Below are 25,177 nucleotides of genomic sequence, written 5' to 3'. Positions count from 1 at the left end.
CCCCTTAAAGCCAGATACTATGTTTGTTTGATATCACTTTTTAGGGGGAATTTGATATGGGCAGAAATCATATCCACAAAAACCGTGATAAAAACAAACAAAAACTTCCTCAAGTTCCTGATGCATTAAAAAGGGAAACAGACGGCGTTTACGAAGAATATTCAAGCGAGCTTGCTGACGCGGATGACCGCGAAGCGCAAGAGCGTGCGAAAGCAGCCGACAACAGAGCGAAAAAGAAAAAACGTTAATGAAAAACCCCTTGTCTCCGTTTGAGACAGGGGTTTTTTTACATGTCGGTGAAGCGTTCACGAATCGGCGTGCGTTCTTTTACTTCCGGCGCTTCGTCAGGATAGCCCGTTTGTATGATGGCGGCGAATCGTTCATTATCCTGTAAACTAAAGGCCTGATGCACTTCTTTGTCGTAAAGGATTTTTCCGCTTTTCCAAACCATGCCGATTCCTTTTTCCCAGGCAAGAAGCTGAAGATTTTGGATCAATGAGCTGGTTGCCGCAAAATCATCATCTCTCGCTCTTTCGTTTTCATCTTCTTGAAACACGACGAGCAAAAATCCTGGGACACGTCCGAGTGTGTTTTTAAAATTTTGAAGCTTTTCCTCTGTCAGATCCGGCTTGGATTTCTTAGAGAACGCCGCAAATGTGTTGATCAGGTTTGCTTTTCCTGTTTCACTGGAAACGTAAATAAATCTCCATGGCTCTGTCACTCTGTGATTTGGCGCATATTTTGCTGTTTCAAGCATGTCAAGAATGACTGCTGAAGGCACTGGCTCTTGTTTAAATTTTCGAATCGATCTTCTGCTGCGTATAATGTCCCGCAGTGCTGAATGTTGATCTATCTGTTCGGATTGAGGCATACCGTCTCACCTTCCTAAGCAATTGAAAATGATTATCATTAGTAATAATAACGGAAAGTGCATCTTTTTGTAAACCATCATCCGTATTAGATTTTAAGAATACGGGTTTCTGAGTACACGGCCGTTCCTGTCATGTTCACTTTTACATGGCCGCCGTCTTCGTTCATTTCGATTTCCACTTTTCCGTCTTTCCCGATTTCCTGCCCTTGTTCAATGATAAATTCACGCTGCTCGGCATTGCCGTACTGTTTCATATAAGCCCCCATCACGCCGGATGCTGTGCCGGTCACGGGGTCTTCTATCGTTCCCGAATACGGAGATGAAAAGTGGCGTCCGTGCAGGTCGCTGCCGGTATGAACGGTTTCAAAGGTAAACGGGTGAACTGAAGCCTTTGGCAGATCGACTAACACGTCCGGAAATTGTTTGTTATCAGGCACCATCTTTTTGGAGGCCTCTAATGATCTAAGCGGAACGATGGCTGTCCATATGCCAGTGCTGCCAAAAACAATCGGAAGGTCTTCATGAAAATCTTCTTCGGTGATTCCCAATGCGCCTGCAAGTTTTTCCCGATCGCCTGTAAATGGTTTGAATTGCGGAGAAGCCTGTTCAAGCGTAATATGTATGCGGCCGCCTTTTTCAGAAATTTTCACAGGCAGGATACCGGCTTTCGTTTGGATGCTGTACGTTTTACCGCTCTCCAGCATTCCTTTTTCACATAATGCGTAAAGAGAAGCGACTGTTGCATGACCGCACAAATTCATTTCGTGTCCGGGGGTAAAGTAACGGAGTTCAAGATCAGCCGACTCGCTTTTCCGGATAAAGGAGGTTTCTGAATATCCGGCGCGCTCAGCTATGATCTGCATCTCTTCTTCAGTGTAATCGTCCCCCTGCAATACGACTCCCGCGGGGTTTCCTTTACCGGGACTGCTTGTAAATGCTTCATATTTTAATACCTCTGCTTCTTTCACTTGTCTGCCGCCCTTTCTTTATCAATGTCTCTGTCAGTATAGCAAAAATGATTGTGAATTTTCAGTCATTATCAAAAAAACCCATTTTCTTTTTTGAAAATGGGAGTAAAAATTAAGAGTTTCTCGTTTTATAGAGCAAATAAATAAAATAAGGGGCGCCGATAGCTGCTGTAAAGACGCCTGCTGGCACTTCCACCGGAGCAAATAAGGTTCTGCCGACGATGTCAGCTGTTAAGACGAGCAAAGCTCCAATGAGTGCCGACGCCGGGAGCAGCGAGCCATAAGATGAGCCGACGAGCCGCCTTGCAATGTGGGGCGCCATCAGTCCGACAAAACCGATTGTGCCGGCAACCGAAACCGCACAGCCCGTAAGAGCCGTACTCAAAAGAAGCAAGAAAAAACGATTTCGCTGCACGGCGCTTCCCGCACCCGCCGCAATATCTTCGCCCAGCACCTGTATATTCATATTTTTTAGCGCGATAAAACAAATAAATAAGAGAATGACAGATAAGATAACAGCTATTTTCACATGCTGCCAGTTTGACCCATAAACAGACCCAGTGATATACACATTGGCTTGTGATGCTCGGTAAATCGGGCCTTTGATCATCAGCAGGGTAGTCATCGCCTGCGCCGACATTGAAAATCCGATTCCGATAAGCACCAGCCGAAATGTGGAGGCACCATTTTTGTATGCCAGTAAATAGACGATGAGTCCAACAGCTGAGGCCCCGATAAATGCGGCCGCCGGAAGCCATGACAGACTGATCGTAAGTGAACTGCTGCGGTCTGAGAAGAACATCATTAAAAGCACGACAGCTACCGCCGCTCCTCCCGTTATTCCGATAATATCCGGTGATGCGAGAGGGTTTCTGACGAGCCCCTGCAATATCGCGCCTGCCGCTGCCAGGCAGACGCCGGCGCATAAAGCGGTCAAAATTCTTGGCATGCGGAACGACATGATCATCAGCTCATCCAGCTTGGAACCTGCACCAAAAAATGTTTTTGCTACATCCCAGGGAGGAATAAACCTTTGTCCGAGACCGGCACTAATGATCAGTACAGCTGCTGTTAATCCCAGTAAAATAAAAAAGACGATCCATGCTTTCTTTTCAGCCGCGGTAACGCCAAAATGAAGTTTCATAGCTTTGCCCCCCTTCTTGCAATGTAGACAAACACAGGCATACCGATGATGGCTGTCATGACCCCGACAGGAACTTCCTGAGGCATAATGATATATCGCGCCCCGATATCCGCGGCAACGAGCAAAATCGCACCCAAAACAGCGGAAAACGGCAGAACCCAGCGATAATCATTGCCGACGATAAATCGGGCGAAATGCGGAATAATGATGCCGATAAATGAAATCGGCCCGGCAATGGCGACAGCAGATCCGGCGAGCAAGACAACACAAAGCGCCATCACAAATTTCAGCAGGCCCGTTTTTTGGCCGAGTCCTTTTGCCACATCTTCTCCCATGACGAGGAGATTAATTTTTTGGCCAAGAAAAAAGCAGATCACAAGCGCTGCAGCTGCATACGGGAGCATCGTGATCAGCAGTTCCAGACTCCTGCCCTGCACAGAGCCGGTCAGCCAAAATAGCACCTGAGCAAGCTCGAGTTCATTGACAGAAAGCAAGCCTTGTGTCAAAGAAGAAAACATGGCCGCCATGGCAGCTCCCGCCAGCGTCAGTTTGATTGGCGTCAGTCCTTCTCTTCCAAGCGATCCTGCAGCGTAGACGATCGCAGCGGTAAATGTTGCCCCAAGAAACGAGCTCCATACTAGCGCCTGAGGTGACTGAATATGCAGAAAAAACGATCCGGCAACAATAAAAAAGCCTGCACCGGCGTTAATTCCGAAAATCCCCGGTGACGCAAGCGGATTTTTTGTGAGCGCCTGCATGAGAGCGCCCGCGGCTGCAAGCGAGGCGCCGACGACTGTCGCAACCAAAGCGCGCGGAAGCCTGACATCTTTGATGATGACATGCTCATTTGTTCCGTTGAAGGAAGTAAACGCCTGATAGACCTGTCTCCATGACGTACCTGTATAGCCGTAAACGACGCTTGCGCAGACAGCCGCCAGTAAAATGAAAATCAGACATACTAACACAATCCATTTTGAAGATGCCTTTTTGCAGATCATGATCTAATTCTCCTAGGTTTATTTACTATGTAATGTTTGTTTTTGAGAATAATCCTCAATTAGGGATTGACACTCTTAACACTGCTTATTATGATCTAAATGATAATGAATTTCAATATTGGGAGGAAAAAGATGAAAAAGCATATCAGCATGCTATTCGTATTTTTAATGGCCGTTATGGTACTTTCTGCCTGTAATAGTTCAGAAAGTTCAAGTAACAGCGAGGGGTCAAGCAGCAAAACAAGAACGGTCAAACATGCAATGGGGACATCCGACAACATTCCCGCCAATCCAAAACGGATTGTTGTTTTAACTAATGAAGGAACAGAGGCGCTCTTAGCGCTTGGCATTAAGCCGGTCGGAGCCGTAAAGTCATGGAAGGGCGACCCGTGGTATGACTATCTGAAAGATGACATGAAAGGTGTTAAAAACGTCGGTCTTGAAACGGAACCGAATGTGGAAGCCATCGCAGAATTAAAGCCTGATTTGATTATTGGAAACAAAGTGCGCCAGGAAAAAATTTATGATCAGTTAAATGCGATTGCGCCGACAGTTTTCGCTGAATCTTTGGCTGGGAACTGGAAGGATAACCTGACTCTATACGCCAACGCGGTGAATAAGGCGGACAAAGGCAAGGAAGTTATTGCCGATTTTGATGAGCGCGTTTCTGATTTGAAAGACAAGCTTGGCGACCAGACAAACAAAACCGTTTCTGTCGTACGCTTTTTATCCGGCGAGTCAAGAATCTATTATACCGATTCATTCCCTGGGATTATTTTAGACCAGCTTGGCTTCAAACGCCCTGAAAAACAAGTGGAGCTGTTTAAAAAACAAAAGGACCAATTTACATTCTCAACAGACAGTAAAGAATCTATTCCTGATATGGATGCTGATGTGCTGTTTTATTTCACTTATAAAGCCGATAATGCAAAAGAAAATGAAAAATGGGCCAATCAGTGGACAAGCAGTTCACTATGGAAAAACCTGAAGGCCGTGAAGTCAGGTAACGCCCATGAAGTCGATGACGTCGTGTGGACAACCGCAGGCGGAATTAAAGCCGCAAACTACCTGCTTGATGATATTGAAACCTATTTCTTAAAGGCGAAATAAAAAAAGACTCCGTCTGGTTAGACGGAGTCTTTTTTGCTTTTTCCGATCAGCCGCGTGACGAGGAACATGGTGACAGAAAGAGATCTGTTTTTCCGGTACGCCAAGTATTTGCCGCGCCACTCCGGTTTGTATTTTTCTTTAAAGGCCCTGAGGCCGCTGAAGCTGTACATGTATCTGACATTATTAAAAATGATAGCGGCAAATCTTTCTGACCAGAAGGATGTAAAGGCGGTGCCGACATTGGCCAAGGGCGCCATTCCCATGTTAAACGACGTGCAGCCTTCCTCCTTCGCCCATAAAAACATCCGGATGAACAATGCATCCATAATGCCGTTCGGGGCGTCATCGCGGTAGCGCATCAGATCAACTGATATCTCTCCTTCCTGATACATCGGCATGACATTTGCGAATGCAACGATCTCCCCTTCTGCATTTTTCATGTAGGCGATCGGCGCTTTCTGTAAATAGGAAGGATCAAAAAATCCGAGCGAGAATCCCTTCTCCTTTTTTGAGCCGAGCCATTCATCTGAAATTTGTTTCAGTTCCTCCAAGAACGCATCAGAAAATGGGGGATGATCCACATGGAAGGTATATTCCTCCCGCTCAAACCGGTTATTGATTGCCCGAAGGCCGGCTTTTTTCTTCCCTGTGAGGGTAAATGTGTTTAAGTCCACATAGGCTTCCTCGCCCAGCTTAAAGAAGTTATAGCCAAAATCGTGATACAGCGCCATGTCCTCTCGTTCAATTTGATAGAACAAAACACTGAATCCCTTCTGGTGTGCTTCGTTCAGAAATTCTTCCAGCACGAGCGGGAACGATTCTCTTTGTCCTGACGGATCGCCGAGTACGACCAGCCTTCTGGCGATTTTTCCAAACATCAGCAGTGCATTCCCGTCACTTGAAAAATAAAACCGCTTATCTCCAAGATAGCCGAGATGGCTCAGCGCGTTGCCTCCGTTTTCATTTAAAAACGAAGCAAGGCGTTCGGGATCAGCTTTTTCCCCGATGGGTTTTGTCTTCTTATGATACACCATTGTAAATATGAAGAAGAACAGCGGCACGATGATAATTGCCATGATCGTCGCATGCGTGATATGAGAATCGCTGTGGACGAAATACTCGTGGCGCAGCACCTTCTTCATCCGGTCCCAAATGAAACCTGCGATGATGTTGTAGTTAAAGAGCGCCACAGTGAAAAGCGCTGCAGCGAAAATCATTTGTCCGAGCGTATAGGATGCCTGTTCTCGGACAAATTGTTTTTTCAAAAGCACAAGCAATACAATAATCATCGGCAGTAGGAATATCGCACTGATGTTGAGTCCTTTTAAGAAGCTGAACACAAAGCCGCCGACAAGCGCTGTAATCGCCATTGTATAGGAGCGTTTTGTCCGTTTATAAAGCTCGATCGGCAAAATCAGCAGAATGAGCGCTGAGCTTAAGGACAGGCCATTGAACAGCAAAAGGGCCGGGCGCGGAATGTGCGGAATAACGGTAAGCCTGTCAATCGGCAAGGATACTGAAGCCAGGACAATCAAACCTGCAACGAATATAATAAGGGAAAGTGAGCCTTGTAAAATTCTCACTAATATCGCCCGCTGGACAACAAGCAGAACGTTTGTCGTCTCAATTGCCGGTGCGATGCGCGGGTTCGTTTCGAGCCGTTTCATTGTATTTTCAGTCAGGTCGCCGGCAGCAAAGAACAGTCCCAGGCCGAATGGGATAAATGAATAGACGATCCTGTACAAAACAATAGATGTAACAATGGCCTCCTGATGATAGCCAAGCTGCTCCATCCCGAGCAAAAACAAAAGGTCAAACGAACCAAAGCCGCCCGGCACGAGACTGATCATCCCTCCGATCGCCGCAATGACGAATACCCCGAACACATACCTGATATCAGCATGAATGCCCATAGCGAACAAAGACAGATAGATGACGATTCCAGCCATAACCCATTCGGCAACGGAAGCGCCAATATAAGCGAAAATCGGATTTTTCACTTGTTCCGCATTCTCTTCGTCTCCGCCTTTGCGGCCTTTGATTTTAGACACTGCCAAGGATAGCGGCAAAATCAGTGCGAAACCGATAACGACTGCCCACAGCCAAGGCTTTTCATGAAGCACTTCATCCACTGGCAGCACTCGTGCGGCGACGAAAATGCTGAAAACAGATAATCCGAGCAGCATAGATGATGTGAGCCAGGCGATTCCTTTTACTAGCGCCTTATGGTCTTTCGTATGCTCTTTATAAAACATCATTCTTAACCCGACTCCTGCTAAACCGCCGAATCCGAGCACGTTATTAAATGAATTGGCGATCCAGGAAACCCTGAATACCTTTCCGTTTGTAATCGATAGACGAAGTGAGTATTTCAGGACGTAATCATACAGCGACATGGCAGCAACAGCCAGCAGGCCTATCAATACAAGGATGAATAAGTCCGTTCGTTCCAGCCCATTGATGACCATGAGCGTGCGTTTGAATGACAGATTTGTCAGTTCTTTTTTCGATTGATAAATAACAAATAGTAAAACAGCAATAGGAAAAACAATTTTTAAAATTGATAAAGCATTCTTTTTAATCAGCAATGGTCTCTCCAATCATATTCTAGTTCGATCTTCTTCCCCCAATAATCTCCAACTCATTATACACTACCTCTATTTTTCGGACAAAGTCCCTGATGCAGTTTCTGCTCACTTTCTTTCAGCAGTGAAAATCGAGTAATATGGTAAGAGGAGCGAATGATGAGGAAGTGATGAAATGGAATATAATTTACATGATACAACGGTGTTAAACGAAAACATTCTTTCATCTGAGGAACGGGAAATATGGGTGCTCTATATGAAAGTCTTAACCTCAGCCGGTCTCGGTGATGTGTCCGAGTGGATGAAGCTTGATATGAGCATGCCGCAAATGAAAGTGATGATGCTATTAAACAACCATGGAACACTAAAGGTCAGCGACATTGCTGAAAAAATGGGGGCTTCCCTGTCCAATACAACAGGGCTGCTTGACCGTCTTGAGAAATCAGGGTTTGTCAAACGATCACATTCTGAAGAGGACCGCCGTTCAGTGGTTGTTCAGTTGACGGAGAATGCAAAAAATATTTTTCGGGGTCTATATGAAAAGGGCCATCTGAAATTAAAGCGTTCATTGGAGCTGCTGTCTCCTGAAGAAAAGCAGGCGGTTTCCGAAGGGCTTTCTATCCTTTCCAAAGCATTGGAGAATGCAAAAAAAGAATAAGTCTTTAAGTCTGTCATCCGCAAACTGCGGAAGCAGGCTTTTTTTATTTGACATTTAGTTCACTTAAAATGAATAATATATTCGAAGTGAATTAAAAAGGGGTTGATGAATATGTCTGAAGCATTGACAGAGCAGAAAAGCCAAAAGTGGGCGATCAGCCTGTTTACGATTGGTGTGTTTATGGCTGCGCTGGATAACGGAATTATTTCGGCTGCTTTAACAACGATAAACGAGTCATTTGCCGTTTCTCCTTCCTGGGGATCATGGGGCATTACCCTCTATACGCTCGGTCTTAGCGTCAGTGTGCCGATCGTCGGAAAGCTTTCAGACCGCTACGGCAGAAAGAAACTCTTTCTCATTGAGGTTTGCCTGTTCGGACTTGGTTCTTTGCTTGTTGCTTTGAGCCAAAGCTTCCCGCTCTTTCTGATCTCTCGGCTGATTCAGGCGCTTGGGGGCGGCGGGATTTTCATTATCGGCAGCTCGCACATTCTCGCTACCCTTCCAAAGGAAAAGCAGGGGAAGGCGCTTGGGCTGCTTGGCGCAATGAACGGGATGGCTGCTGTGCTCGGGCCGAATATTGGAAGCTTTCTGCTTGATTGGACCGGGTCTTGGCATTGGCTGTTTTTGATTAATTTGCCGATTGCAGTGCTATTGGTTGTTTTCGGTGCATGTTTTATTGCGGAAACAAAAGCGCCTGAGGCTAAACGCCTCGATACGGCCGGAATTTTCCTTCTGTCTCTGTCGATTTTAGCTGTGATGTACGGCATGACGAATCTTGACGGGGCAAATCTTTTAAACAGCTTGGGAGAACCAGAAGTGTATGGATGTATTGTTTTTGGCATTCTCTGTTTTGCAGCGCTTATCTCGTTTGAAAAGAGGGTTGAAATGCGCGGGGGCGATCCGATTTTGGCGTATTCTCTGCTGAGAAACCACATGTTTCAGCGCACGCTTATCATCGGTTTATTATCCGGCGGACTCTTGGCGGCGGTCATTTTTATCCCGTCATATGTTGAGCAGTATTTGGGCGTTCCTGCTGCAAAAGCAGGCTATTGGATGACACCGCTTGCGTTAGCTTCCGGAATCGGCGCTTGGCTTGGCGGAGCGCTCACCGACAAAAAAGGGCCGGTGAAAACCGTTATTCTTTCGGGCATCATTTCATGTGCGGGATTTGCTTTATTTCCGCTCTGGGTGACGGAAAAATGGGAGTTTGTAATCGCTAGTGTAGTGGCTGGCATTGGTTTTGGCTTCCTGTTAGGCGCTCCGCTGAACGTCCTTGTATCAGAGGCGGCTAAAACGAATAAGGGCACGGCGCTCGGCACGCTTTCATTGGTAAGGCAAATCGGACTGACATTGGCGCCTACTCTTTATGCAGGTTTTATCACAGCCGGGTTTGACCAAATAGATGATGAAATCAGCAGCCGCTTATCGGAGAGCGGACATTCAAGAACGGCGATGCAGATGATTCCGGAGATCGACAGTTCTGATGTTTCTTCTTTACAAGAACAAATCGAACGGATTCCCGTGCCTGAAGTCAAAACCGCGATAAGCGACGCCATTCATGCGAGTGTCGCCAGCGGCTATGATCATTTATATGCCGCCGCTGCTGTGATTTCACTGCTGGTGATTGCTGCTATCAGTCTTCCGGCTTTCCGCCGGCAAAAGCGTTAAGACCACCCCATCCGTTTGGAAAGCTCCGTAATATGAGCGATATGATGATGTGAGTGCCAGACATACAGCCCGAGCGCGTTTTCTAGGGTCATGATCTCCTTTGTATCGGGATGGTAAAAGCCGCGCTGAAATTGCTGATCCGTCAGGGTGCGGAGAAGAGCCGTCCATCTCCCGTGAAGCTCCTGCAAAAGTGCGAGTGAACCGCTTGGATCTGCTGTTTTCGAGTCCTTTAGCTCCGACCACGCTTTTTCATCATATGGACGGATGGCCGGTGTCTCTTCCGTCAAGCTCAATTTAAACCGAATATAGCTGTTCATATGACTGTCAGCCAGATGATGAATAACTTGCCGAACGGTCCATCCCCCGTCTCGGTACGGTGTGTCAAGCTGGCTTTCCGTCATACCTTCAACGGCTTTCTTCAGTTTGGCCGGCACTTTTTCAAGCGCTTGAATCCATTCATCTTTTTGCTCCTTCGATACCGATTCCCTCGGCTGGTATTCTCCTATTGGATAGCTTAGATTGGCTGTTGTCATGTATGTTCTCCCTTCTGTTCAATCTTCTCCTTTATTTTACAAGAAAAAGATTGTATATTGTGTCTTTTTCCCATACAATAAAAACGACACAAGTGTCATTTTAATGATCAGGAGGATGAATCATGGAAAAACCATTTTTTCGCAATCAAAAAGGACTGATAACACTGTTAGCCTCGCAAACCATTTCTTCACTTGGAGACTGGCTTCACATTTTGGCCGTGCTAACATTAGCCGCTTTTCAGCTTCATGCTTCACCATTAGATATGTCGCTTTTAATGATGTCGTTTGCTTTGCCTGTCATTGTACTCGGACCTGTATCGGGTCTGCTTGCCGACCGTTTTGACAGAAAAACGATCATGTTTCTGTCTGAAATCGGCCGTGCCCTGACCGTTATCAGCTGCGTTTATGTCAGTGAGCTTTGGCAGCTTTACGTATTGCTATGCCTTCAGAGCTGTTTTTCTTCACTTTTTTTACCTGCTAAAAATGGAAAGCTTAAGGAATTGGCTCCGGAAGCACACATTCAGCAGGCCGTTTCCATCAGCAGCATCATTGATAACAGCGCAAAAATCTTCGGCCCTGCCCTTGGCGGCACGCTGATCGCTGCTTTCTCGATACATTCTGTTTTTTATATAAACGCCGGCGCCTTCTTTCTTTCCGCTGTCATTTTGTTTTTCCTTCCCAGAGATGCTTTTTTACAAAAAGCCAATACACCTCAAGAAAAAACATCAGCACTTACTTCTATCAAGGAAGGCCTTCAGTTTTTGAAACGGATGCCGCTTCTATTAACAGGCTTACTCACAGCTTGTGTCGTTCTCTTTGTTTTGCAGATTGGTGATTCCCAAGCGATTATTCTTATCCGCTCCTTTTCAGGAGCTCCGCCCGAGCTTGCAGGCTGGTGCATGGCCGTAAGCGGAGCCGGGATGCTCCTTACAGCGGCCATTACCGGCAAACGGCAAATCACTTCTTACTTGCTTTATTTCTCAACTGGGACCCTTCTTCTTGGACTAGCGACTGGAGGTGCACCATTTCTAAGCGGAATGGGAATTGCCGGCATTGCTCTTTTTATTTTCGCTTTTTTCATCATGGGAGCGGCTTTCGGTCTGGTCCATATTCCATTTCAAATTCTCGTGCAAACAACAGTGCCTGTCGATTACAGCGGCAGGGTGTTTGGCGCCATTCAGAGCGCGACAACCCTCGCCTCCATCCTCGGCATGGCGGGCGGGGGCGTGCTGGCGGAATGGATCGGTGTATCACTTGCTTTTCTTGTCTGTGGCTGCTTGCTGATCATGGTCGGGTTGATTACACTTGTAGGTAAGAAAGTTGCAGAAAGCAGGCGATATCTTGTCACCGAAAGTAACAAAGGAGCACAAGGATAAACGGCAGGCAGAGATTTTAGAGGCTGCCAAAACGGTTTTTAAACGAAAAGGATTCGAATTAACAACAATGAAGGACGTTGTGGAAGAGTCAGGTTTCAGCCGAGGGGGTGTCTATCTTTATTTTTCAAGCACCGAGGAGATGTTTCGGCGAATCATTGAAGCAGGGCTAGATGAAGGGCTCCGAAAGCTTGATGACTCAGCTGAACACCGAAGTGTTTGGACCGCCATTTCCAGCTATTTTGATGAACTTGCTGAGGGCCTGCGTGATGCAGCGGACACACTGGCGCCGGTGCAATTTGAATATTTAGTGACGGCTTGGCGCAATGAAGAACGAAGGAAGTATTTAGAAAATCGGTATGATCTTTTTGTGGCAAGGTTTTCAAAGCTATTGCAAAAAGGAATCGATCAGGGGGAATTTCAGCCTCTGCAGCCTCTGGCGACGATCGCGAAATTTTTCCTCAATATGAATGACGGCATCATCCAGAACGCGCTATATTTCGATGAAGAAAAGGCTGATGTATCTGGACTTGCTGAATCTGCAAAACTGTATTTAAAAACGGTACTGCAAGTAGATGAGAAATAAAGAAATGCGGCAGGAACCTCTCTCCTGCCGCTTGTTTTCATCCTGCGTGATCACGCACTTCTAATGTGGCTTTCTTCTGTTTTGGCTGATAGATCTTCCCCACAAATAAATAACCGTATTTGAATTTATTCAGTGCCCATGAGGTCAGAATCGGGCCGGCTGTGCACACGGCAAACAACAGGAGAACAGCCGGTACGGCGGGAATCCCGGGCATATTTAAAAGCAAAACGTAGCCTATGATCATAAAATAAGCATGAAGCAGATAAATCGAAAAGGAATAGTTGCTGATAAACATAATGATTTTCGGTACATGCTTCATTTTAGAAAACAAGTGAAAGCACAGGAAAATCATGCTTGTCGAATACAGCATGATATCAGGCCGTTTCGAGCTGATCATGCCGATTTCACCGACATAAGAAACAGTGACAACCAGCGCAGCAGAAGCTAGCGCGGCGCCGTATATCACTATGCGGTATTGGTTCAGCAAGGCTAAAAAGCGCTTATACTCCTTTCCGCAATAGTAGGCAAGACAAAAGTAGAAAAGCCAGCCTGCGAACGGAACCCAGAAGAACGGAAACCCACCGCCCTCTTCTGAAGCGGGAGCCGGGCTGACTGCTGAAAAATAGCTTAAATAGGCGGCTGTCACCACAAATGAGATGGACAGCACCCATTTCGGCGATGCTTTTTTCAAATACTCATGAAACATCATATGCAGAATGTAAAATTGAAAGATGACGAGAATAAAGTATCCGATAAAGTTTCCTAACAATACGTTCGTCAAATACTTTTGCACAATCGCGAGAAAGGTGATCTCTCCCCCCATCGCACTGGTCATCAGCAGTGCATCGATGGCCGCGATAAATAAAAAAGGAACGAAAATCACTTTTCCCCGCTTCTTTAAAAAACCGTTTGGCACCCCGTCAGGATAAGAACGGGCCAGCAAAAATTCAGAGATGAAAATGAAGGCAGGCGTGCTGAACATCAGAAGTGTGCGGAAAGAATCTACGGTGTGAGAAATATCTGCGAGAGCTTCTGCCTGAAGCATCAGGACCATTGAAATGATATGGAGCAAGACGACACTTAAGCACGAAATGCAGCGGATCATAAAAATTTCTTTAATTTGCATAACTGCGCTCCTTTTATTTCAAATTTTTAGAAATCGATGGTTGTACCTTAACATGTCTGCTTTATTTGAAAAAGTGCCTGATGTCATACATTGGGGTATGTATTATAGACTAAGGCAATAAAAACCCCTGACTTTTTGGTGTATCTTTCTCAGACGAGATTACTAAGAGGATCTCAAAAAACCTGCTGTAACAGAGACGGCAGGTTTTTTTATGGAGATATTAATTTGTATTGAGGCCTCCGCCATTCAGCCCTTCTTTTATATAACCATTCACTAAACTATTAGAAAGCAAGCCAATATGGCCGATGCCATAAAGCTGAATATTTCTTGCTCCTTGCAGTCTGGAAAGACTATTAACCACTATTTCATCATTTAGACTGTAGATAGATGTATAGAGGATTTTCTGATTTGGATCTGTGCCCGGCAGTGCTGTTGACGAAACTAAACCATTAGCCCCTCCAAGCGTTACGACATTTTGAATCTTATTGCCTCCGCCTAAATATTTAATATAGTACAGCGTGTTTGCGCCTCCCATACTATGAGCCACAATATCTACTTTTTTGGCTCCCGTTTCTTTTAGAACGCGGTCAACATATGAAGCGAGCTGCGGGCCGTTATTTAGATTGTTCCCTGTTTTATCATAAAAATCAATTGCATACAGTTTGTTGTTTTGCCAGCCTTGAGAAATTAAGTAGTTTTTAATAGCGAAAAAGTTGTATGAGGCACCACTTATTCCATGAACAAGAACAACAGGATTATGTACTGATTCAGCTCTTGCGCTTGACGGCGAAGTAGCTAGAACAGATAGAATCAGCGATAAACAGATAGCGAATGTAATCAATACTTTTTTCACATTCATTCCCCCTTAAAATGTTTATACCACCAATTTCCTATTATACATAAAACATCAATATAGTTAATATTTTTTCAGAAAATTAAATATATCATTTTTTATGATCGATGGAAATGAATCCGATATCTTCTTAAATCATTACATACCTTATATCTTAATTTCACAAGTAGACCGGGTTGTGTTCCCTTCCTCCCTTTTCTATAATAAGGGGAATAGGCAGTTAGGATCACAGATGAGCACTTGCTCATCTTTTGTGCGAAACAGCCATAGACACGGAGGATAGCATGAGAGTATTAAAATACGCCATATTAGGGCTTTTGCGAAAAGGCGAATTGAGCGGATACGATATTACGAGTTATTTTAAAGAGGAGCTTGGCCAATTTTGGAGCGCCAAGCACAGTCAGATTTATCCTGAGCTCAAAAAGCTGACAGATGAAGGATTTATCACGTTCCGGACAACAATTCAAGGCACAAAGCTGGAGAAAAAAATGTACACCCTGACAGACAGCGGAAAGCAGGAGCTGCACGACTGGCTGATCCGCCACCAGCCGATACCAGAGACGGTGAAGGATGAATTTATGCTGAAGGCTTATTTCATTTCTTGTCTATCACGGCAGGAGGCTTCCGACTTGTTCACAGACCAGCTGCTGAAACGCAAGGTCAAGCTGTCTGATCTGCAGGGAAGCTATGAGAAGCTTATGGCTTCAGCAGAGCCGATGTCGTTTTCTTCACCGGACTTCGGCCACTATCTCGTGCTGACGAAAGCGCTGGAGCGGGAGAAAAATTACGTTTCTTGGCTGGAATCAATTTTGGCCATGATAGATAAGGATTGACCGGGAGCGGCCTTCTGGCTGCTCCGATATTTAATGCGGGGGGACGGACAATTGAAGGTGACATTGCGTGAATTAACAGGGGAACTGATCCGAGCGGTGCCGATGGATAAAAGCCATATTCAAGGTTTATATGAAGCTGCAAATGATGAAAACATCTGGGCGCATTTACCGAAAACCATCAGAACGCTGCATGATATGGAGGCTTTTGTTGAGGAAGCACTGCAAGCGAAAGATTCGGGTGCAGAATGTCCATTCGTGATTATACAACGCGAGACTGGCAAAATCGTCGGCACGACACGATTTCTGTATATGTCATCCGCTGCAAGAAGCCTTGAGATCGGCTGGACGTGGTTTCACCCTTCAGTGTGGGGCACCTCGGTCAACACTGAATGCAAATATTTGCTGTTACAATATTGCTTTGAACAGCTGAACACGATTCGGGTGCAGTTCAAAACAGATGAGCGGAATATCAGATCGCAAAAGGCCATTGAACGGCTGGGAGCAGTTAAAGAAGGCATATTGCGAAACCAAATGATCAGAAAAGACGGAACATTCCGCAACTCGGTATTTTACAGCATCATCGACAGTGAGTGGCCGTCCGTGAAACAGCATTTGGAACAGAGACTGCAGCTTACAGAAAAAACAAAATGATTGCGAAAAACATCTGCCCCGGGGGCAGATGTTTTTTTAGGCGCGGAGCGCTTTCAGCCCCACTATGAAGGTAATTGCAGCAAAAGCAAGCAAGATACCGCAGATCCCGAAAATATCTGTGACGTGCGCACCGTTAGCGATAATCTCAGTCAGCCCGCTCATCGCCCACTTTTGCGGAAGAAATTCAGCGATAGACTGCATAAATGTTGGTTCAATGTCTATCGGCCAATACATTCCGCTTACCATACATGTTGCGATGACGAATAAGTTGCCGTACGCAAGCTGCTGTTCCGGCGTTCTGACATTGGCCGCAATCACCAATCCGATGCCGACAACGGTCAGCAGAAAAAGCGACACTAACACAATAACCGCAGCCGGATTCCCCCAGTTGATGCCAAACAGCCAATGGGATGCGAGAAGCAAGATGCCAAATTGAATCCAGCCTATGACAAAGAAGGACAGCACATACCCAGCACCGATTTCCGCTCGGCTGACAGAGGCTGTAAGCAATCTGGACCAGACGCCGTTTTTTCTTGCTTCAAGAATGGTTCCCGCCGCCCCCATCATAGTCAGCATGACAAACAGGATGGAAAAGCCTGCTGCTCTGGAAGCTATGTCACTTGCGTCTGCACCCTCTTTTTGATTGCTGAGCGTCTTTCGCTTTACGGCTGGCGCTGCATCTTCGTGATCTTTGGCGATAACCGTTTTATAAGCCGCCTTCCAGTTCTCTCCCGCTGCCTGAGCTGCCGTTTTCGCCGCGGCAACTTGAATATTGAGCTTTGCCAATGTGCTTTCCGCGTACTGTTTGGCCATCGGCGCTTCCGACAGCTCCGGGCCGTGGCGGAAGATCAGCTCAGGATGTTTTCCTTTTTCCAGCTGTGCTTGGAAGGAGCGGGAAATGACGATGATCCCGGCAATTTTCTTTTGTTTCAGCTTTTCTGACGCTTTGCTTTCAGACATGTTTTCGAATGTATACATATCATCGTGTGACTTCAGCTGCCGAATGTAATGCTGTGAGAGAATCGTGTCGTCCTGATCAACGATCGCAAGCCGCAGCTTGTCGTCATTGCCGCCGAGCATACTTCCAAATACAAAGGTCAGCAAAAGCGGGGCAGCAAACATCATCAAATAGTTCTGCCGCTTCTTGAAAATGAGAGAAAGCTCAATGCCGCAAATGGCTATGATTTTTTTCACCTTGGTGTACCTCCTTATCTTGTATGAAGCCGTCTGATACCAAGCACGAGCGAACAAAGGCCAATCGCCGCAAAAAGAAGCACAGGCTTTTGAAGGCCAGCCCAGCCTCCCCCTTCCATTAAAGATAGAAAGCCGTCAAGCGCCCATCGATTCGGTACCGCTTTGGATACAGACTGCAAGAAGTCAGGAAATTGGTACAGCGGCAGCATGGACCCGCCGAGAACCGCAAGCAATTGAATGCCGAAGCCGCCTATCGCATCGGCCGATTTCATATCGCTGATGCACGACGCAAGCAGCATGGAAATGCCGGATACAGCTGCAGCGTATGAAAGCCCGAGTACACTCACAAACAGCAGATTATCGCCCCAGTCCACACCGAATACATTGATCGTGACGATCAGAAAAATAAAAAATTGTATGATGGCAAACAGATAGGTTCCAAGCCATTTTCCGAAGAGAATGGCGTATTTTTGCACAGGCGTCATCAGCATTCTGGCAAGCGTCTCCGTATCCTTTTCCTGTAAGAATGATTTCGCCCCGACTGTCATATGAAACAGCATAAACATGCAAAGCATTGCTGCCGAATAGTATTGAAAACTCGTAACGGCCTTGCTGCCGACTGATTTTTCCGCAATAGTCAGTTTGTCACCCGTTTCTTTTTCAAGCGTCTTTACCAGCTTTTCTGCAATCTGTGAGGGATCAAGTTTTCCTTGCTTTACAGCTGACGTTTTGCTGACGTAGTCCATTGAGGCTGACGCGGCTTCCCGAACCGCTTTATATTGCTCTATAAAAGAGCCGGCGGCTGTTTCGGTGATGGAACTTTTTAATGTTTGATCAGGGTCAGCATAGACAAAAGCTGACGTTTTGCCGGCTTCCCAATGGCTTGGGATAACGATACCGACATCGATTTTCTTTTCATCAAGCAGTTTCTTCATCTCTTCTTCACTGCTGGCTTGTGTGACCTTTATCGACTTCATTTTTTTGAGCACATCTGTTTTAAACATGTTCGCTGCATCTGACTGGCCTGATTGGACATAGCCGACTTTGATGTCGTCAATCTGGCTGCCTCCGTCAACAACCGATCCGAGCGCCGCCCCTAAAATACAGGTCAGGATCAGCGGCATTAAGATAAGCATCATAAACCCTTTTCTGTCCGTGATTCTGATTTTGACATCTTTCCATGCGATCCATATGCTTTTTTTCATAGCCGTCCCTCCTTAATCCCGCAAAGTGCGGCCGGTCAGATTCAGAAACAGGCGCTCCAGATTCGGTTCCTGCACCTGAAGAGACAGCAGGTTTGTATGATGGGCGGTTGCTTCCGCAAGCAGACTTGTGACGACTTTCTCATGATGAGCCGCAGCAATTCCAATTTTGAGCTCTGACTCATGTACTGTTACATCATTGACATGAGCCAGAGAACGGATCGCAAATAGAAACGCTTCGTCGATCCCGCTAACCGTGAGCTGAATGATGGTATCGCCTCCAAGGCGGCTGCACAAATCGGTTTTTGTGCCGATCGCAATCATTTCTCCCTGATCAATAATGCCGATCCGGTCGCATAAATACTCAACCTCTTCCATGTAATGACTCGTGTAGATCACCGTCATGCCCGTTTCATTGAGCTGTTTCACCGTTTCTAAAATATGATTTCTCGATTGAGGGTCGATTCCGACAGTCGGTTCATCCATGATCAGCAGCTCAGGCTTGTGCATTAAGGCGGCACCAATGTTGATTCTCCGTTTCATTCCGCCTGAGAATGTTTCAATTTTATCTTTGGCCCGCTCAGTCAGGCCGACATATTCAAGGACCTCTGCCGATCTTTTTTTGGCCTCGCCATGCGTAAGTCCGTACATTTTCCCCCAAAACATAAGATTTTCATGAGCCGTCAGCGTCGGATATAAAGCAATTTCCTGCGGGACAACGCCGATTTTTTGTTTCGCTTTAGCTGTTTCTTTTCCGATGACATAGCCGCCCACTGTGATGTTCCCGCTGTCATGCGGCACGAGGCCGGAAATCATCGAGATGGTTGTGGACTTCCCCGCACCGTTTGGCCCGAGCAGCCCGAACGACTCTCCCTTTTGGAGGGAAAAAGAAATGCCTTTCACGATTGTTTTTTTCCCATAGGCCTTTTTGATGTTTTCTGCTTGCAGCACGTCGTTTCACTCCTTTTTTAATCCCATTGCCATTGTAGAAAAAAGAAGGGCGTGCGGCATGTAGCGCCGGATAGAACATAAGGCATGAAAAAAAGGCCTGTAAAAGGCCTTTTCAGAGAAATGTATATGCTGAACGTCATATGTCAAAAGACAGATACGCCATATCTGACTGAATAGATGGCGGCTTGGGTTCTGTCTCTGACAGACAGCTTGCTGATAATGTTTGAAACGTGATTTTTCACTGTGCCTTCTGTAATGTACAGCTTCTCGGCAATTTCTTTGTTATTCAGCCCGTACCCCAGCTCAGCGAGAACTTCCATTTCACGATCGGTCAGGTCGTGCAGCTCCTTAGGTTTTTCTTTCTCGTTTATTCCTTTCAGCTGTCTTTCACGCTTCCATTCATTCAGCATTTGGGCAGTCAGTTCCGGAGGAAGCACCATACCCCCAGATTGAACAGTCATCACCGCTTTTACAATCGTATCGGCTGACATGTCCTTTAGCAGGTACCCGCTCGCTCCTTCTTCAAGCGCTTCAGCAATCAGCTCTGAATCCTTGAAGGTCGTCAGCATCAAAACCTTTACGCCGGGCAGCGAGCTTGTAATCAATTTTGTCCCTTCAACTCCGTTGGAAACCGGCATTCGGATGTCCATTAACACAATATCGGGCTCAAGTTCTTTCGCCTTTTCGAAGGCTTCCTGCCCGTTTCGCGCTGTTGCGATCACATCAAGCTCTTCTCTGAGCTGAAGCAGCGATGCCAGCCCTTCTCTGACGATATCCTGATCGTCGGTAATGATGATCTTAATCATGATAAACTCTCCTTTTGCTGCGCGGGCCCGAAGCTCCATTTTTTATTAGCCAGTGAAAATTTGGCGATCACAGTAAATCCTTGATCCCGTTCGCTCTCAAAGCGGATCATTCCGCCATGCTCCGCTGCCCGCTTTTTCATGTTCAAGAGACCAAAGCCGAGTGCCGCCTCGGGATTTCCTTTTCCGTCATCCTTAATGACAAGGCTGATGCTGTCCGGTGCGCAGGCAAGCTGTATCGAACAGGCTGTGGCGCCGCCGTGCCGTTTAGCATTGGTCAGCGCTTCCTGCACTGTTCTGACCAGAGTCGGATGAAGAGACAGCGGGATCATCGCCGGATCACCGCTGACCGCAAAATCGGTTGTGATTCCCGCATTTTTGTAAAAGTCTTCTGTCAGCTGTTTCAGCGTTTCGATTAACGAAGGTTCGTTTTCCGTTTGAAGGGTGCGCACTGATAAACGGACATCATCAAGTGCTTCACGGGCAAGCGTTTCACATACCCCGACTGTCTCCTCCGCTTTTTGGCTGTCTCTTTTTTGCCATTCACGCAAAAGCTGCAGCTGTACGAGGAGCGCCGTCATTTTGTGCCCGACTGTATCATGGATGTCCCTTGCCATTCTGTTCCGCTCATGAATGGCAGTCAGCTCTTCAACCTGCTTCGCATATAAATGCAGCTCCTGGTGCGCAGCAGACAGCGCCAAGTGTGACTCCGTCAGTTCCTGAAACTGCTGTTTTGCCGTTTCCTGCGTATCCAACAGCTTGCGGATTAATTTACCGACAACTCCGCAAAAGACAACGAATGTCATGCTGATACAATGATCCATCACATATTCATCGCCGAACATACGATATGTACGAATGAGCACAATCAGCCACATGATAAAACAAAAACAAAGGACAGACCATACTGTTTTCCGGTCAAACCCTTTCAAAAAAAAGGTAACAGCAACCGGGCTGAGCAATGTGATATATAAACCTGTACCCGGAAATATAAAACCGAATGAAAAGCCAACTGCAATATCAATCAGACAAAAAATAACGGCATATTTTTCTACTCTTAATAAGAGATGATTTGCTAAGAACACACCCGCACCGCCAGCGATGAACAAATACTCAAACCAGCGGTCATCTTTTACAAGAAAAAAGTAAACCGAACAACTTACCATTAAGGTGAAAATCCTAGTAAATATAAGAGCCTTCACGCTCATCACTCCCGTTACCCAATTCCTTTCTTATCATACCTGCCTCAGGTCATTTTTGACAGGAGTTTCTGGAAAATAAAAACCGCATATGAACTTAATGTCATATGCAGCGCTTTCGTTTATTTATTTGAATTCAACCCATACTGATCCTTGGTCTGCTGAACGCACGCAATTCTCAATCCAGCGGATGCCCTCGATTCCTGCATCAATGTCAGGATACACCAAGTTGTTCAAGGTTTCTTCATCTTCGCGGTTTTTCGCATCAATCGCAACGGCAAACTTAAGATAAATATTGGCCCACGCGTCTGACAGCCCTTCGCTGTGTAAGGCGCCCAGACGTTCATCAGCACTGCACGCACGGTCTAAATACGGCATGCCGCGAACGAGTGTCTGAATCGGCTCTCCCTGCACTTCATACGTCAGTTCGTTTGGCTTGCTGTCCCACCATTCGATGCTTGCTTTTGAGCCGACAATCCGGATTCTATGGCCATCCATACATCCGGCATTGATTGATGATGTCCACATCGTTCCGACCGCTCCGTTTTCATAATGCATGAGCACATGTGCGTTGTCCTCCAGCGGCGCTCGGCTGCCGACGAAGCTCTGGCGGTCACACAGCAGCTCTTTGATTTTCATCTGCGGCATAATGAGCTGCGACATATAATACGTGTGGGTAGATAAATCGCCCAGCACAAAGCTTGGCCCGGCGATCGCAGGGTCGACACGCCATTTCTGTGCAGCGCTTATGTTTTCGCCCTCATCTGCTGCACAAAAACCGTGTGTGTACTGCAAGTCAACCACACGAATATCGCCGATCTTGCCTTGCTCAATCATCGCACGCATTTGAAGGAGCATTTGATTGCCGGAAAAACCGTATGTCACGCCGACAATTTTCCCTTTTTTCTCTGCGAGCGCTTTGATTTCATAGCCCTCTTCTGAAGTGAAGAACAGCGGTTTTTCACAAATGACATGAAGATCTGCTTCAAGCGCCGCCTTACAGATCTCATAATGAGTGCCGTTCGGCGTGGCAATCGATACAACCTCTATGCCATCCTCTTTTTTCGCTTCCTCCGCAAACATTGTTTGATAGTCAGGATAACAGCGTTCCGCATCCACTCCGAGGTTCACCCCGAAGTCTTTTCCTCTTTCGGCATCGATATCAAAGGCGCCTGCAATTAATTGAAAGGCAGTATTGTCTCTCAGCGCTCCAATACGATGTTTATATCCAACCTGGCTGAGCCGCCCGCCGCCTACCATTGCCCAGCGCAGCGGTTTTGAAATGATTCTTTCTCCATTTAGCATCAGAAAAACCTCCTATTGGCTGATGGTTTGTTTTAAAGCTTCTATCGATGTGCGGATGCCCGCTTCCGGTGACATCGTTAAGTCCTCCATTTCTAAGGAAACCTCACCGTCATACCCCATCATTTTTACGACTGAAAAAAATTCCTTCCACCACTGTAAATCCTGTCCGCAGCCGACAGCTACATAATTCCATGCCCGGTTTGCAGGATCTGTCACTTCTTTTGTTTCTAACAGCCCGTTAACTGCAGCTAAATGTCTTTCAATTCTGACATCTTTTCCGTGAACATGGTGAATGGCTTCTCCGAGCTCCCTTGCCGCGATGATCGGGTCTGCGCCCATCCATAATAAATGGCTCGGGTCAAGATTCAAACCGACCATCGGGCCGACTGCATTTCTGAGCCGAAAGAGAGTCTCAGGATTATAGACTAATTGAGAGCTGAAATTTTCAAGCGCGATTTTTTCAACACCGCAGGCTTCCGCTTTTTGGACAAGCTCCTTCCAATAAGGAATCGCAACATCTTCCCATTGATAGTTGAGGATATCTTTTAAAACGGGAGGCCAGCTCACTGTGTATGTGATCCAGTTCGGCACTTTGTCGTCCGGGCCGCCTGCTGGCAGGCCGCTCATCATGATCACTTTTTTGACGCCTAATAATCCAGCCAGCTCCATCGTTTTGTCCGTTACTTCTCTGTGCAATTTGCCCAGTTCGCCTGAATCCAAAGGATTCCCCGAGCAATTTAAAGCGCAAAGTGTCATATTCCGCTTTTCCAGCGCTGCTGAAAACTCTTCTCTTTTGTGGCTGCTTTGCAGCAGTTCATCAAGATTCAAGTGAGGCGCAGGCGACCAGCCTCCAGTTGTCATTTCAAGCGTATCAATGCCAAGCTCCGCGGCAAAATCGAGCATTTCTTCAAAAGGCAAATGTCCTAAGCTGTCTGTTACATAAGATAGTTTCATTGATAGATTCCTCCTGGTATCTGCAGATTACGATAAGTGAGTTGTTTGATTTTGGATTTCCTGATCAGCGCGGCGGCCATACTGGCGAAAGGAATGCTCAAGCTGTTCAAGTGACCGCCCTTTTGTCTCAGGCACATATTTTTTCACAAATAGAATCGCTAGGATATTCATAGCGACAAAGATAAAAAATGTCGCCGACATCCCAATATGATTGAGCAAAATGGGAAAGGTGAATCCAATGAGAAAGTTAGCTGTCCACAAGCAGAAGGTGCTGACCCCCATGCCAAGCCCCCGCACATGCATAGGAAAGATTTCCGAGAGCATCAGCCACGTCACCGTAGAAATGGCAGCCTGCTGAAACGCAAGAAACAAAACGGTCAAACTCAGCACAACATACGGCAGGGCGGGTGTTCCTTCAAGGACAATGGATAAAATCCCGATCAGCAGAAGGGCTGTCATCGTGCCAATCTGTCCGATGATCAGCATGGGCCGGCGGCGGACTTTGCCGAGAAGCCATATCCCAAAAATGACCGCGATAACTGAAATAACACCGTTTGCAATATTGCCGATTAATGCAGCTTCTGTTTGAAAACCGGCTTCTCTCAGAATTTCTGTCCCATAGTACATGATCGAATTGACACCGGTAATTTGCTGTACGATGGCTATTCCGATCCCAATGAATAGAATGCGTCGGATCCACGGCTCTTGAAAACCATGAAAGCCGGCCTTTTTTGCTGTGCCCTCAATCGCATGTTTGATTTCTTTTATTTCCTGCTGTGCCCGGCTGTCTTCACGGATTTGCCGAAGCACCCGCAGAGCGTCACCCATTCTGCCTTTAGCCGCCAGCCAACGCGGGCTTTCAGGCACGATGAGCATTCCGAACCATAACACAACAGCCGGAAGTGTCGCGATGACCAGCATATACCGCCATACATTTGCGCTCTCCCCCATTGTGCTGCCGATAATGGCGTTAAAGGTGTATGCCAGCAGCTGGCCAATTACGATCATCAGTTCATTTTGTGTCACGATTCGTCCCCTGCGTTCTGCCGGCGAAATTTCCGCTAAAAAGGTTGGAACCGTTACAGAAGCGCAGCCAACCGCCAGTCCGAGCAGAAAACGAAAGGCAATCATCACGGACGCGTTTGGTGAAAAGGTACAGCCAAGTGTGGCTGCGATGAAGAGTAAGGCTAAATAAAGGATCGTTTTTCGGCGGCCGTGCCAATCGGACAGACGTCCTCCAAACATCGCCCCGAAGGCTGCCCCGAGAAGCAGGGAACTCGCAACCAGTCCTTCTGTAACAGGTGTAAGATTGAGTTGACCTGCAGTTGCCATAAAAGGAAGTGCCCCATTAATGACACCCGTATCATAACCGAACAACAGGCCGCCGAATGTAGATACCAATGTAATCGTTCGTAAAAGCCCTTTATGAGCTAAGCTTTCTTTTTCTTTTACAGCCTCTTTCTTTTTTGTACTCACGGCTTTCTTCCCCTTCTTTCAAGAATGGCAGAGCACCCGACACCAAGCATAAGCCAATGCATCCCTCCATCAGCAATACCCATTTTTGTAACCGCTTTCTAAAAAGATTATAAGACAACGAGATTTCTCGCGTCTT

The 25,177-nt window shown here is 46.5% G+C and carries 24 protein-coding genes; 8 read left to right on the top strand and 16 right to left on the bottom strand.

The genetic code is table 11. The features are described from left to right. Positions 1-56 precede the first annotated feature (56 nt). Positions 57-248 (top strand): YfhD family protein, encoded by a 192-nt coding sequence (locus CVV77_RS17905; protein ID WP_019257831.1) that lies wholly within the window; start codon positions 57-59, stop codon positions 246-248. A 38-nt stretch (positions 249-286) separates the two neighbouring features. Here CVV77_RS17905 and CVV77_RS17900 read toward each other — a convergent pair whose 3' ends face one another. The 4 genes from CVV77_RS17900 to CVV77_RS17885 all read right to left on the bottom strand — a co-directional run bounded on the left by CVV77_RS17900 (position 287) and on the right by CVV77_RS17885 (position 3,981). Beyond that, positions 287-871, bottom strand: a complete 585-nt coding sequence (locus CVV77_RS17900; RefSeq protein WP_100276103.1) for a nitroreductase family protein — start codon at positions 869-871, stop codon at positions 287-289. A gap of 86 nt (positions 872-957) precedes the next feature. Further along, entirely contained in the window at positions 958-1,839 is an 882-nt protein-coding gene (locus CVV77_RS17895; RefSeq protein WP_100276102.1) for a PhzF family phenazine biosynthesis isomerase, read from the bottom strand. Between the two features lie 112 nt (positions 1,840-1,951). After that, entirely contained in the window at positions 1,952-2,983 is a 1,032-nt protein-coding gene (locus tag CVV77_RS17890) for a FecCD family ABC transporter permease (RefSeq protein ID WP_100276101.1), read from the bottom strand. Beyond that, positions 2,980-3,981, bottom strand: a complete 1,002-nt coding sequence (locus CVV77_RS17885; protein ID WP_019257828.1) for a FecCD family ABC transporter permease — start codon at positions 3,979-3,981, stop codon at positions 2,980-2,982. Before CVV77_RS17885 ends, CVV77_RS17890 begins: the two co-directional genes overlap by 4 nt. A 132-nt stretch (positions 3,982-4,113) precedes the next feature. Between CVV77_RS17885 and CVV77_RS17880 the strand changes: the two genes are divergently transcribed. Continuing rightward, complete coding sequence (locus tag CVV77_RS17880; protein WP_019257827.1) at positions 4,114-5,091, top strand: ABC transporter substrate-binding protein; 978 nt, start codon at positions 4,114-4,116, stop codon at positions 5,089-5,091. A gap of 17 nt (positions 5,092-5,108) precedes the next feature. Here the strand turns inward: CVV77_RS17880 and mprF are convergent, their stop codons facing one another. After that, on the bottom strand, positions 5,109-7,679 hold the full coding sequence (gene mprF, locus CVV77_RS17875; RefSeq protein ID WP_100276100.1) for a bifunctional lysylphosphatidylglycerol flippase/synthetase MprF: 2,571 nt from the start codon (positions 7,677-7,679) through the stop codon (positions 5,109-5,111). 172 nt (positions 7,680-7,851) lie between these two features. Here mprF and CVV77_RS17870 point away from each other — a divergent pair, with 172 nt between their 5' ends. Together CVV77_RS17870 and CVV77_RS17865 are read left to right on the top strand one after the other, a co-directional pair. Continuing rightward, entirely contained in the window at positions 7,852-8,334 is a 483-nt protein-coding gene (locus CVV77_RS17870; protein WP_003239733.1) for a MarR family transcriptional regulator, read from the top strand. A gap of 111 nt (positions 8,335-8,445) precedes the next feature. Continuing rightward, a complete protein-coding gene (locus tag CVV77_RS17865; protein ID WP_100276099.1) occupies positions 8,446-10,002 on the top strand; it encodes an MFS transporter in 1,557 nt (518 codons plus the stop codon). Here the strand turns inward: CVV77_RS17865 and bstA are convergent. Continuing rightward, the gene (bstA, locus tag CVV77_RS17860) at positions 9,999-10,535 is read right to left on the bottom strand and encodes a bacillithiol transferase BstA (protein ID WP_084994319.1); all 537 of its coding nucleotides are present in this window, start codon (positions 10,533-10,535) and stop codon (positions 9,999-10,001) included. The genes CVV77_RS17865 and bstA overlap by 4 nt on opposite strands. A gap of 122 nt (positions 10,536-10,657) precedes the next feature. Between bstA and CVV77_RS17855 the strand changes: the two genes are divergently transcribed. Continuing rightward, complete coding sequence (locus CVV77_RS17855; protein ID WP_100276098.1) at positions 10,658-11,911, top strand: MFS transporter; 1,254 nt, start codon at positions 10,658-10,660, stop codon at positions 11,909-11,911. After that, the gene (locus CVV77_RS17850) at positions 11,877-12,494 is read left to right on the top strand and encodes a TetR/AcrR family transcriptional regulator (RefSeq protein ID WP_100276097.1); all 618 of its coding nucleotides are present in this window, start codon (positions 11,877-11,879) and stop codon (positions 12,492-12,494) included. The genes CVV77_RS17855 and CVV77_RS17850 overlap by 35 nt, the downstream gene beginning before the upstream one ends. A gap of 37 nt (positions 12,495-12,531) precedes the next feature. Here CVV77_RS17850 and CVV77_RS17845 read toward each other — a convergent pair whose 3' ends face one another. Both CVV77_RS17845 and estB read right to left on the bottom strand, forming a co-directional pair. Next, positions 12,532-13,620, bottom strand: coding sequence for an acyltransferase family protein (locus tag CVV77_RS17845; protein WP_100276096.1), 1,089 nt, complete (start codon positions 13,618-13,620; stop codon positions 12,532-12,534). A gap of 220 nt (positions 13,621-13,840) precedes the next feature. Further along, positions 13,841-14,473, bottom strand: coding sequence for an esterase EstB (gene estB, locus CVV77_RS17840; RefSeq protein WP_100276095.1), 633 nt, complete (start codon positions 14,471-14,473; stop codon positions 13,841-13,843). 284 nt (positions 14,474-14,757) lie between these two features. Here estB and padR point away from each other — a divergent pair, with 284 nt between their 5' ends. Beyond that, on the top strand, positions 14,758-15,306 hold the full coding sequence (padR, locus tag CVV77_RS17835; RefSeq protein ID WP_100276094.1) for a transcriptional regulator PadR: 549 nt from the start codon (positions 14,758-14,760) through the stop codon (positions 15,304-15,306). Positions 15,307-15,357: 51 nt separating this feature from the next. Continuing rightward, positions 15,358-15,957: a GNAT family N-acetyltransferase gene (locus CVV77_RS17830; protein WP_100276093.1), complete on the top strand. Its 600-nt coding sequence runs from the start codon at positions 15,358-15,360 to the stop codon at positions 15,955-15,957. Between the two features lie 36 nt (positions 15,958-15,993). On the opposite strand, the gene lnrN is transcribed toward CVV77_RS17830, so the two are convergent. From lnrN to CVV77_RS17790, 8 genes are all read right to left on the bottom strand, one after another. After that, positions 15,994-17,151: a linearmycin resistance permease LnrN gene (gene lnrN, locus CVV77_RS17825; RefSeq protein ID WP_100276092.1), complete on the bottom strand. Its 1,158-nt coding sequence runs from the start codon at positions 17,149-17,151 to the stop codon at positions 15,994-15,996. Between the two features lie 14 nt (positions 17,152-17,165). Then, positions 17,166-18,356 (bottom strand): linearmycin resistance permease LnrM, encoded by a 1,191-nt coding sequence (gene lnrM / locus CVV77_RS17820; protein WP_100276091.1) that lies wholly within the window; start codon positions 18,354-18,356, stop codon positions 17,166-17,168. A 12-nt stretch (positions 18,357-18,368) separates the two neighbouring features. Further along, positions 18,369-19,304 (bottom strand): linearmycin resistance ATP-binding protein LnrL, encoded by a 936-nt coding sequence (lnrL, locus tag CVV77_RS17815; RefSeq protein WP_100276090.1) that lies wholly within the window; start codon positions 19,302-19,304, stop codon positions 18,369-18,371. Positions 19,305-19,447: 143 nt separating this feature from the next. Then, positions 19,448-20,110: a two-component system response regulator LnrK gene (gene lnrK, locus CVV77_RS17810; protein WP_003239759.1), complete on the bottom strand. Its 663-nt coding sequence runs from the start codon at positions 20,108-20,110 to the stop codon at positions 19,448-19,450. Continuing rightward, a complete protein-coding gene (locus tag CVV77_RS17805; RefSeq protein WP_100276089.1) occupies positions 20,107-21,309 on the bottom strand; it encodes a sensor histidine kinase in 1,203 nt (400 codons plus the stop codon). Before CVV77_RS17805 ends, lnrK begins: the two co-directional genes overlap by 4 nt. A 123-nt stretch (positions 21,310-21,432) precedes the next feature. After that, complete coding sequence (locus CVV77_RS17800; protein ID WP_100276088.1) at positions 21,433-22,614, bottom strand: Gfo/Idh/MocA family protein; 1,182 nt, start codon at positions 22,612-22,614, stop codon at positions 21,433-21,435. A 9-nt stretch (positions 22,615-22,623) separates the two neighbouring features. Then, positions 22,624-23,565: a sugar phosphate isomerase/epimerase family protein gene (locus tag CVV77_RS17795; RefSeq protein ID WP_100276087.1), complete on the bottom strand. Its 942-nt coding sequence runs from the start codon at positions 23,563-23,565 to the stop codon at positions 22,624-22,626. Positions 23,566-23,592: 27 nt separating this feature from the next. Then, positions 23,593-25,041 carry a sugar porter family MFS transporter gene (locus CVV77_RS17790; RefSeq protein ID WP_100276086.1) on the bottom strand — a complete coding sequence of 483 codons (1,449 nt, stop codon included), beginning with the start codon at positions 25,039-25,041 and terminating at the stop codon, positions 23,593-23,595. Between the last annotated feature and the right edge of the window lie 136 nt (positions 25,042-25,177).

Source organism: Bacillus sp. SN1, from assembly GCF_002796895.1.
Classification (GTDB): Bacteria; Bacillota; Bacilli; order Bacillales; family Bacillaceae; genus Bacillus; species Bacillus inaquosorum.
Note: the sequence above shows the minus strand (reverse complement) of the source record. Positions and strands in the feature narration are given on the sequence as shown.

Coding starts and splice junctions, on each gene's coding strand:
- lnrK (WP_003239759.1), bottom strand. CDS start 20,110: ATGATTAAGATCATCATTACCGACGATCAGGATATCGTCAGAGAAGGG.
- CVV77_RS17795 (WP_100276087.1), bottom strand. CDS start 23,565: ATGAAACTATCTTATGTAACAGACAGCTTAGGACATTTGCCTTTTGAA.
- CVV77_RS17855 (WP_100276098.1), top strand. CDS start 10,658: ATGGAAAAACCATTTTTTCGCAATCAAAAAGGACTGATAACACTGTTA.
- lnrM (WP_100276091.1), bottom strand. CDS start 18,356: ATGAAAAAAAGCATATGGATCGCATGGAAAGATGTCAAAATCAGAATC.
- CVV77_RS17865 (WP_100276099.1), top strand. CDS start 8,446: ATGTCTGAAGCATTGACAGAGCAGAAAAGCCAAAAGTGGGCGATCAGC.
- CVV77_RS17890 (WP_100276101.1), bottom strand. CDS start 2,983: ATGAAACTTCATTTTGGCGTTACCGCGGCTGAAAAGAAAGCATGGATC.
- CVV77_RS17905 (WP_019257831.1), top strand. CDS start 57: ATGGGCAGAAATCATATCCACAAAAACCGTGATAAAAACAAACAAAAA.
- CVV77_RS17880 (WP_019257827.1), top strand. CDS start 4,114: ATGAAAAAGCATATCAGCATGCTATTCGTATTTTTAATGGCCGTTATG.
- CVV77_RS17900 (WP_100276103.1), bottom strand. CDS start 871: ATGCCTCAATCCGAACAGATAGATCAACATTCAGCACTGCGGGACATT.
- bstA (WP_084994319.1), bottom strand. CDS start 10,535: ATGACAACAGCCAATCTAAGCTATCCAATAGGAGAATACCAGCCGAGG.
- CVV77_RS17885 (WP_019257828.1), bottom strand. CDS start 3,981: ATGATCTGCAAAAAGGCATCTTCAAAATGGATTGTGTTAGTATGTCTG.
- CVV77_RS17845 (WP_100276096.1), bottom strand. CDS start 13,620: ATGCAAATTAAAGAAATTTTTATGATCCGCTGCATTTCGTGCTTAAGT.
- CVV77_RS17870 (WP_003239733.1), top strand. CDS start 7,852: ATGGAATATAATTTACATGATACAACGGTGTTAAACGAAAACATTCTT.
- padR (WP_100276094.1), top strand. CDS start 14,758: ATGAGAGTATTAAAATACGCCATATTAGGGCTTTTGCGAAAAGGCGAA.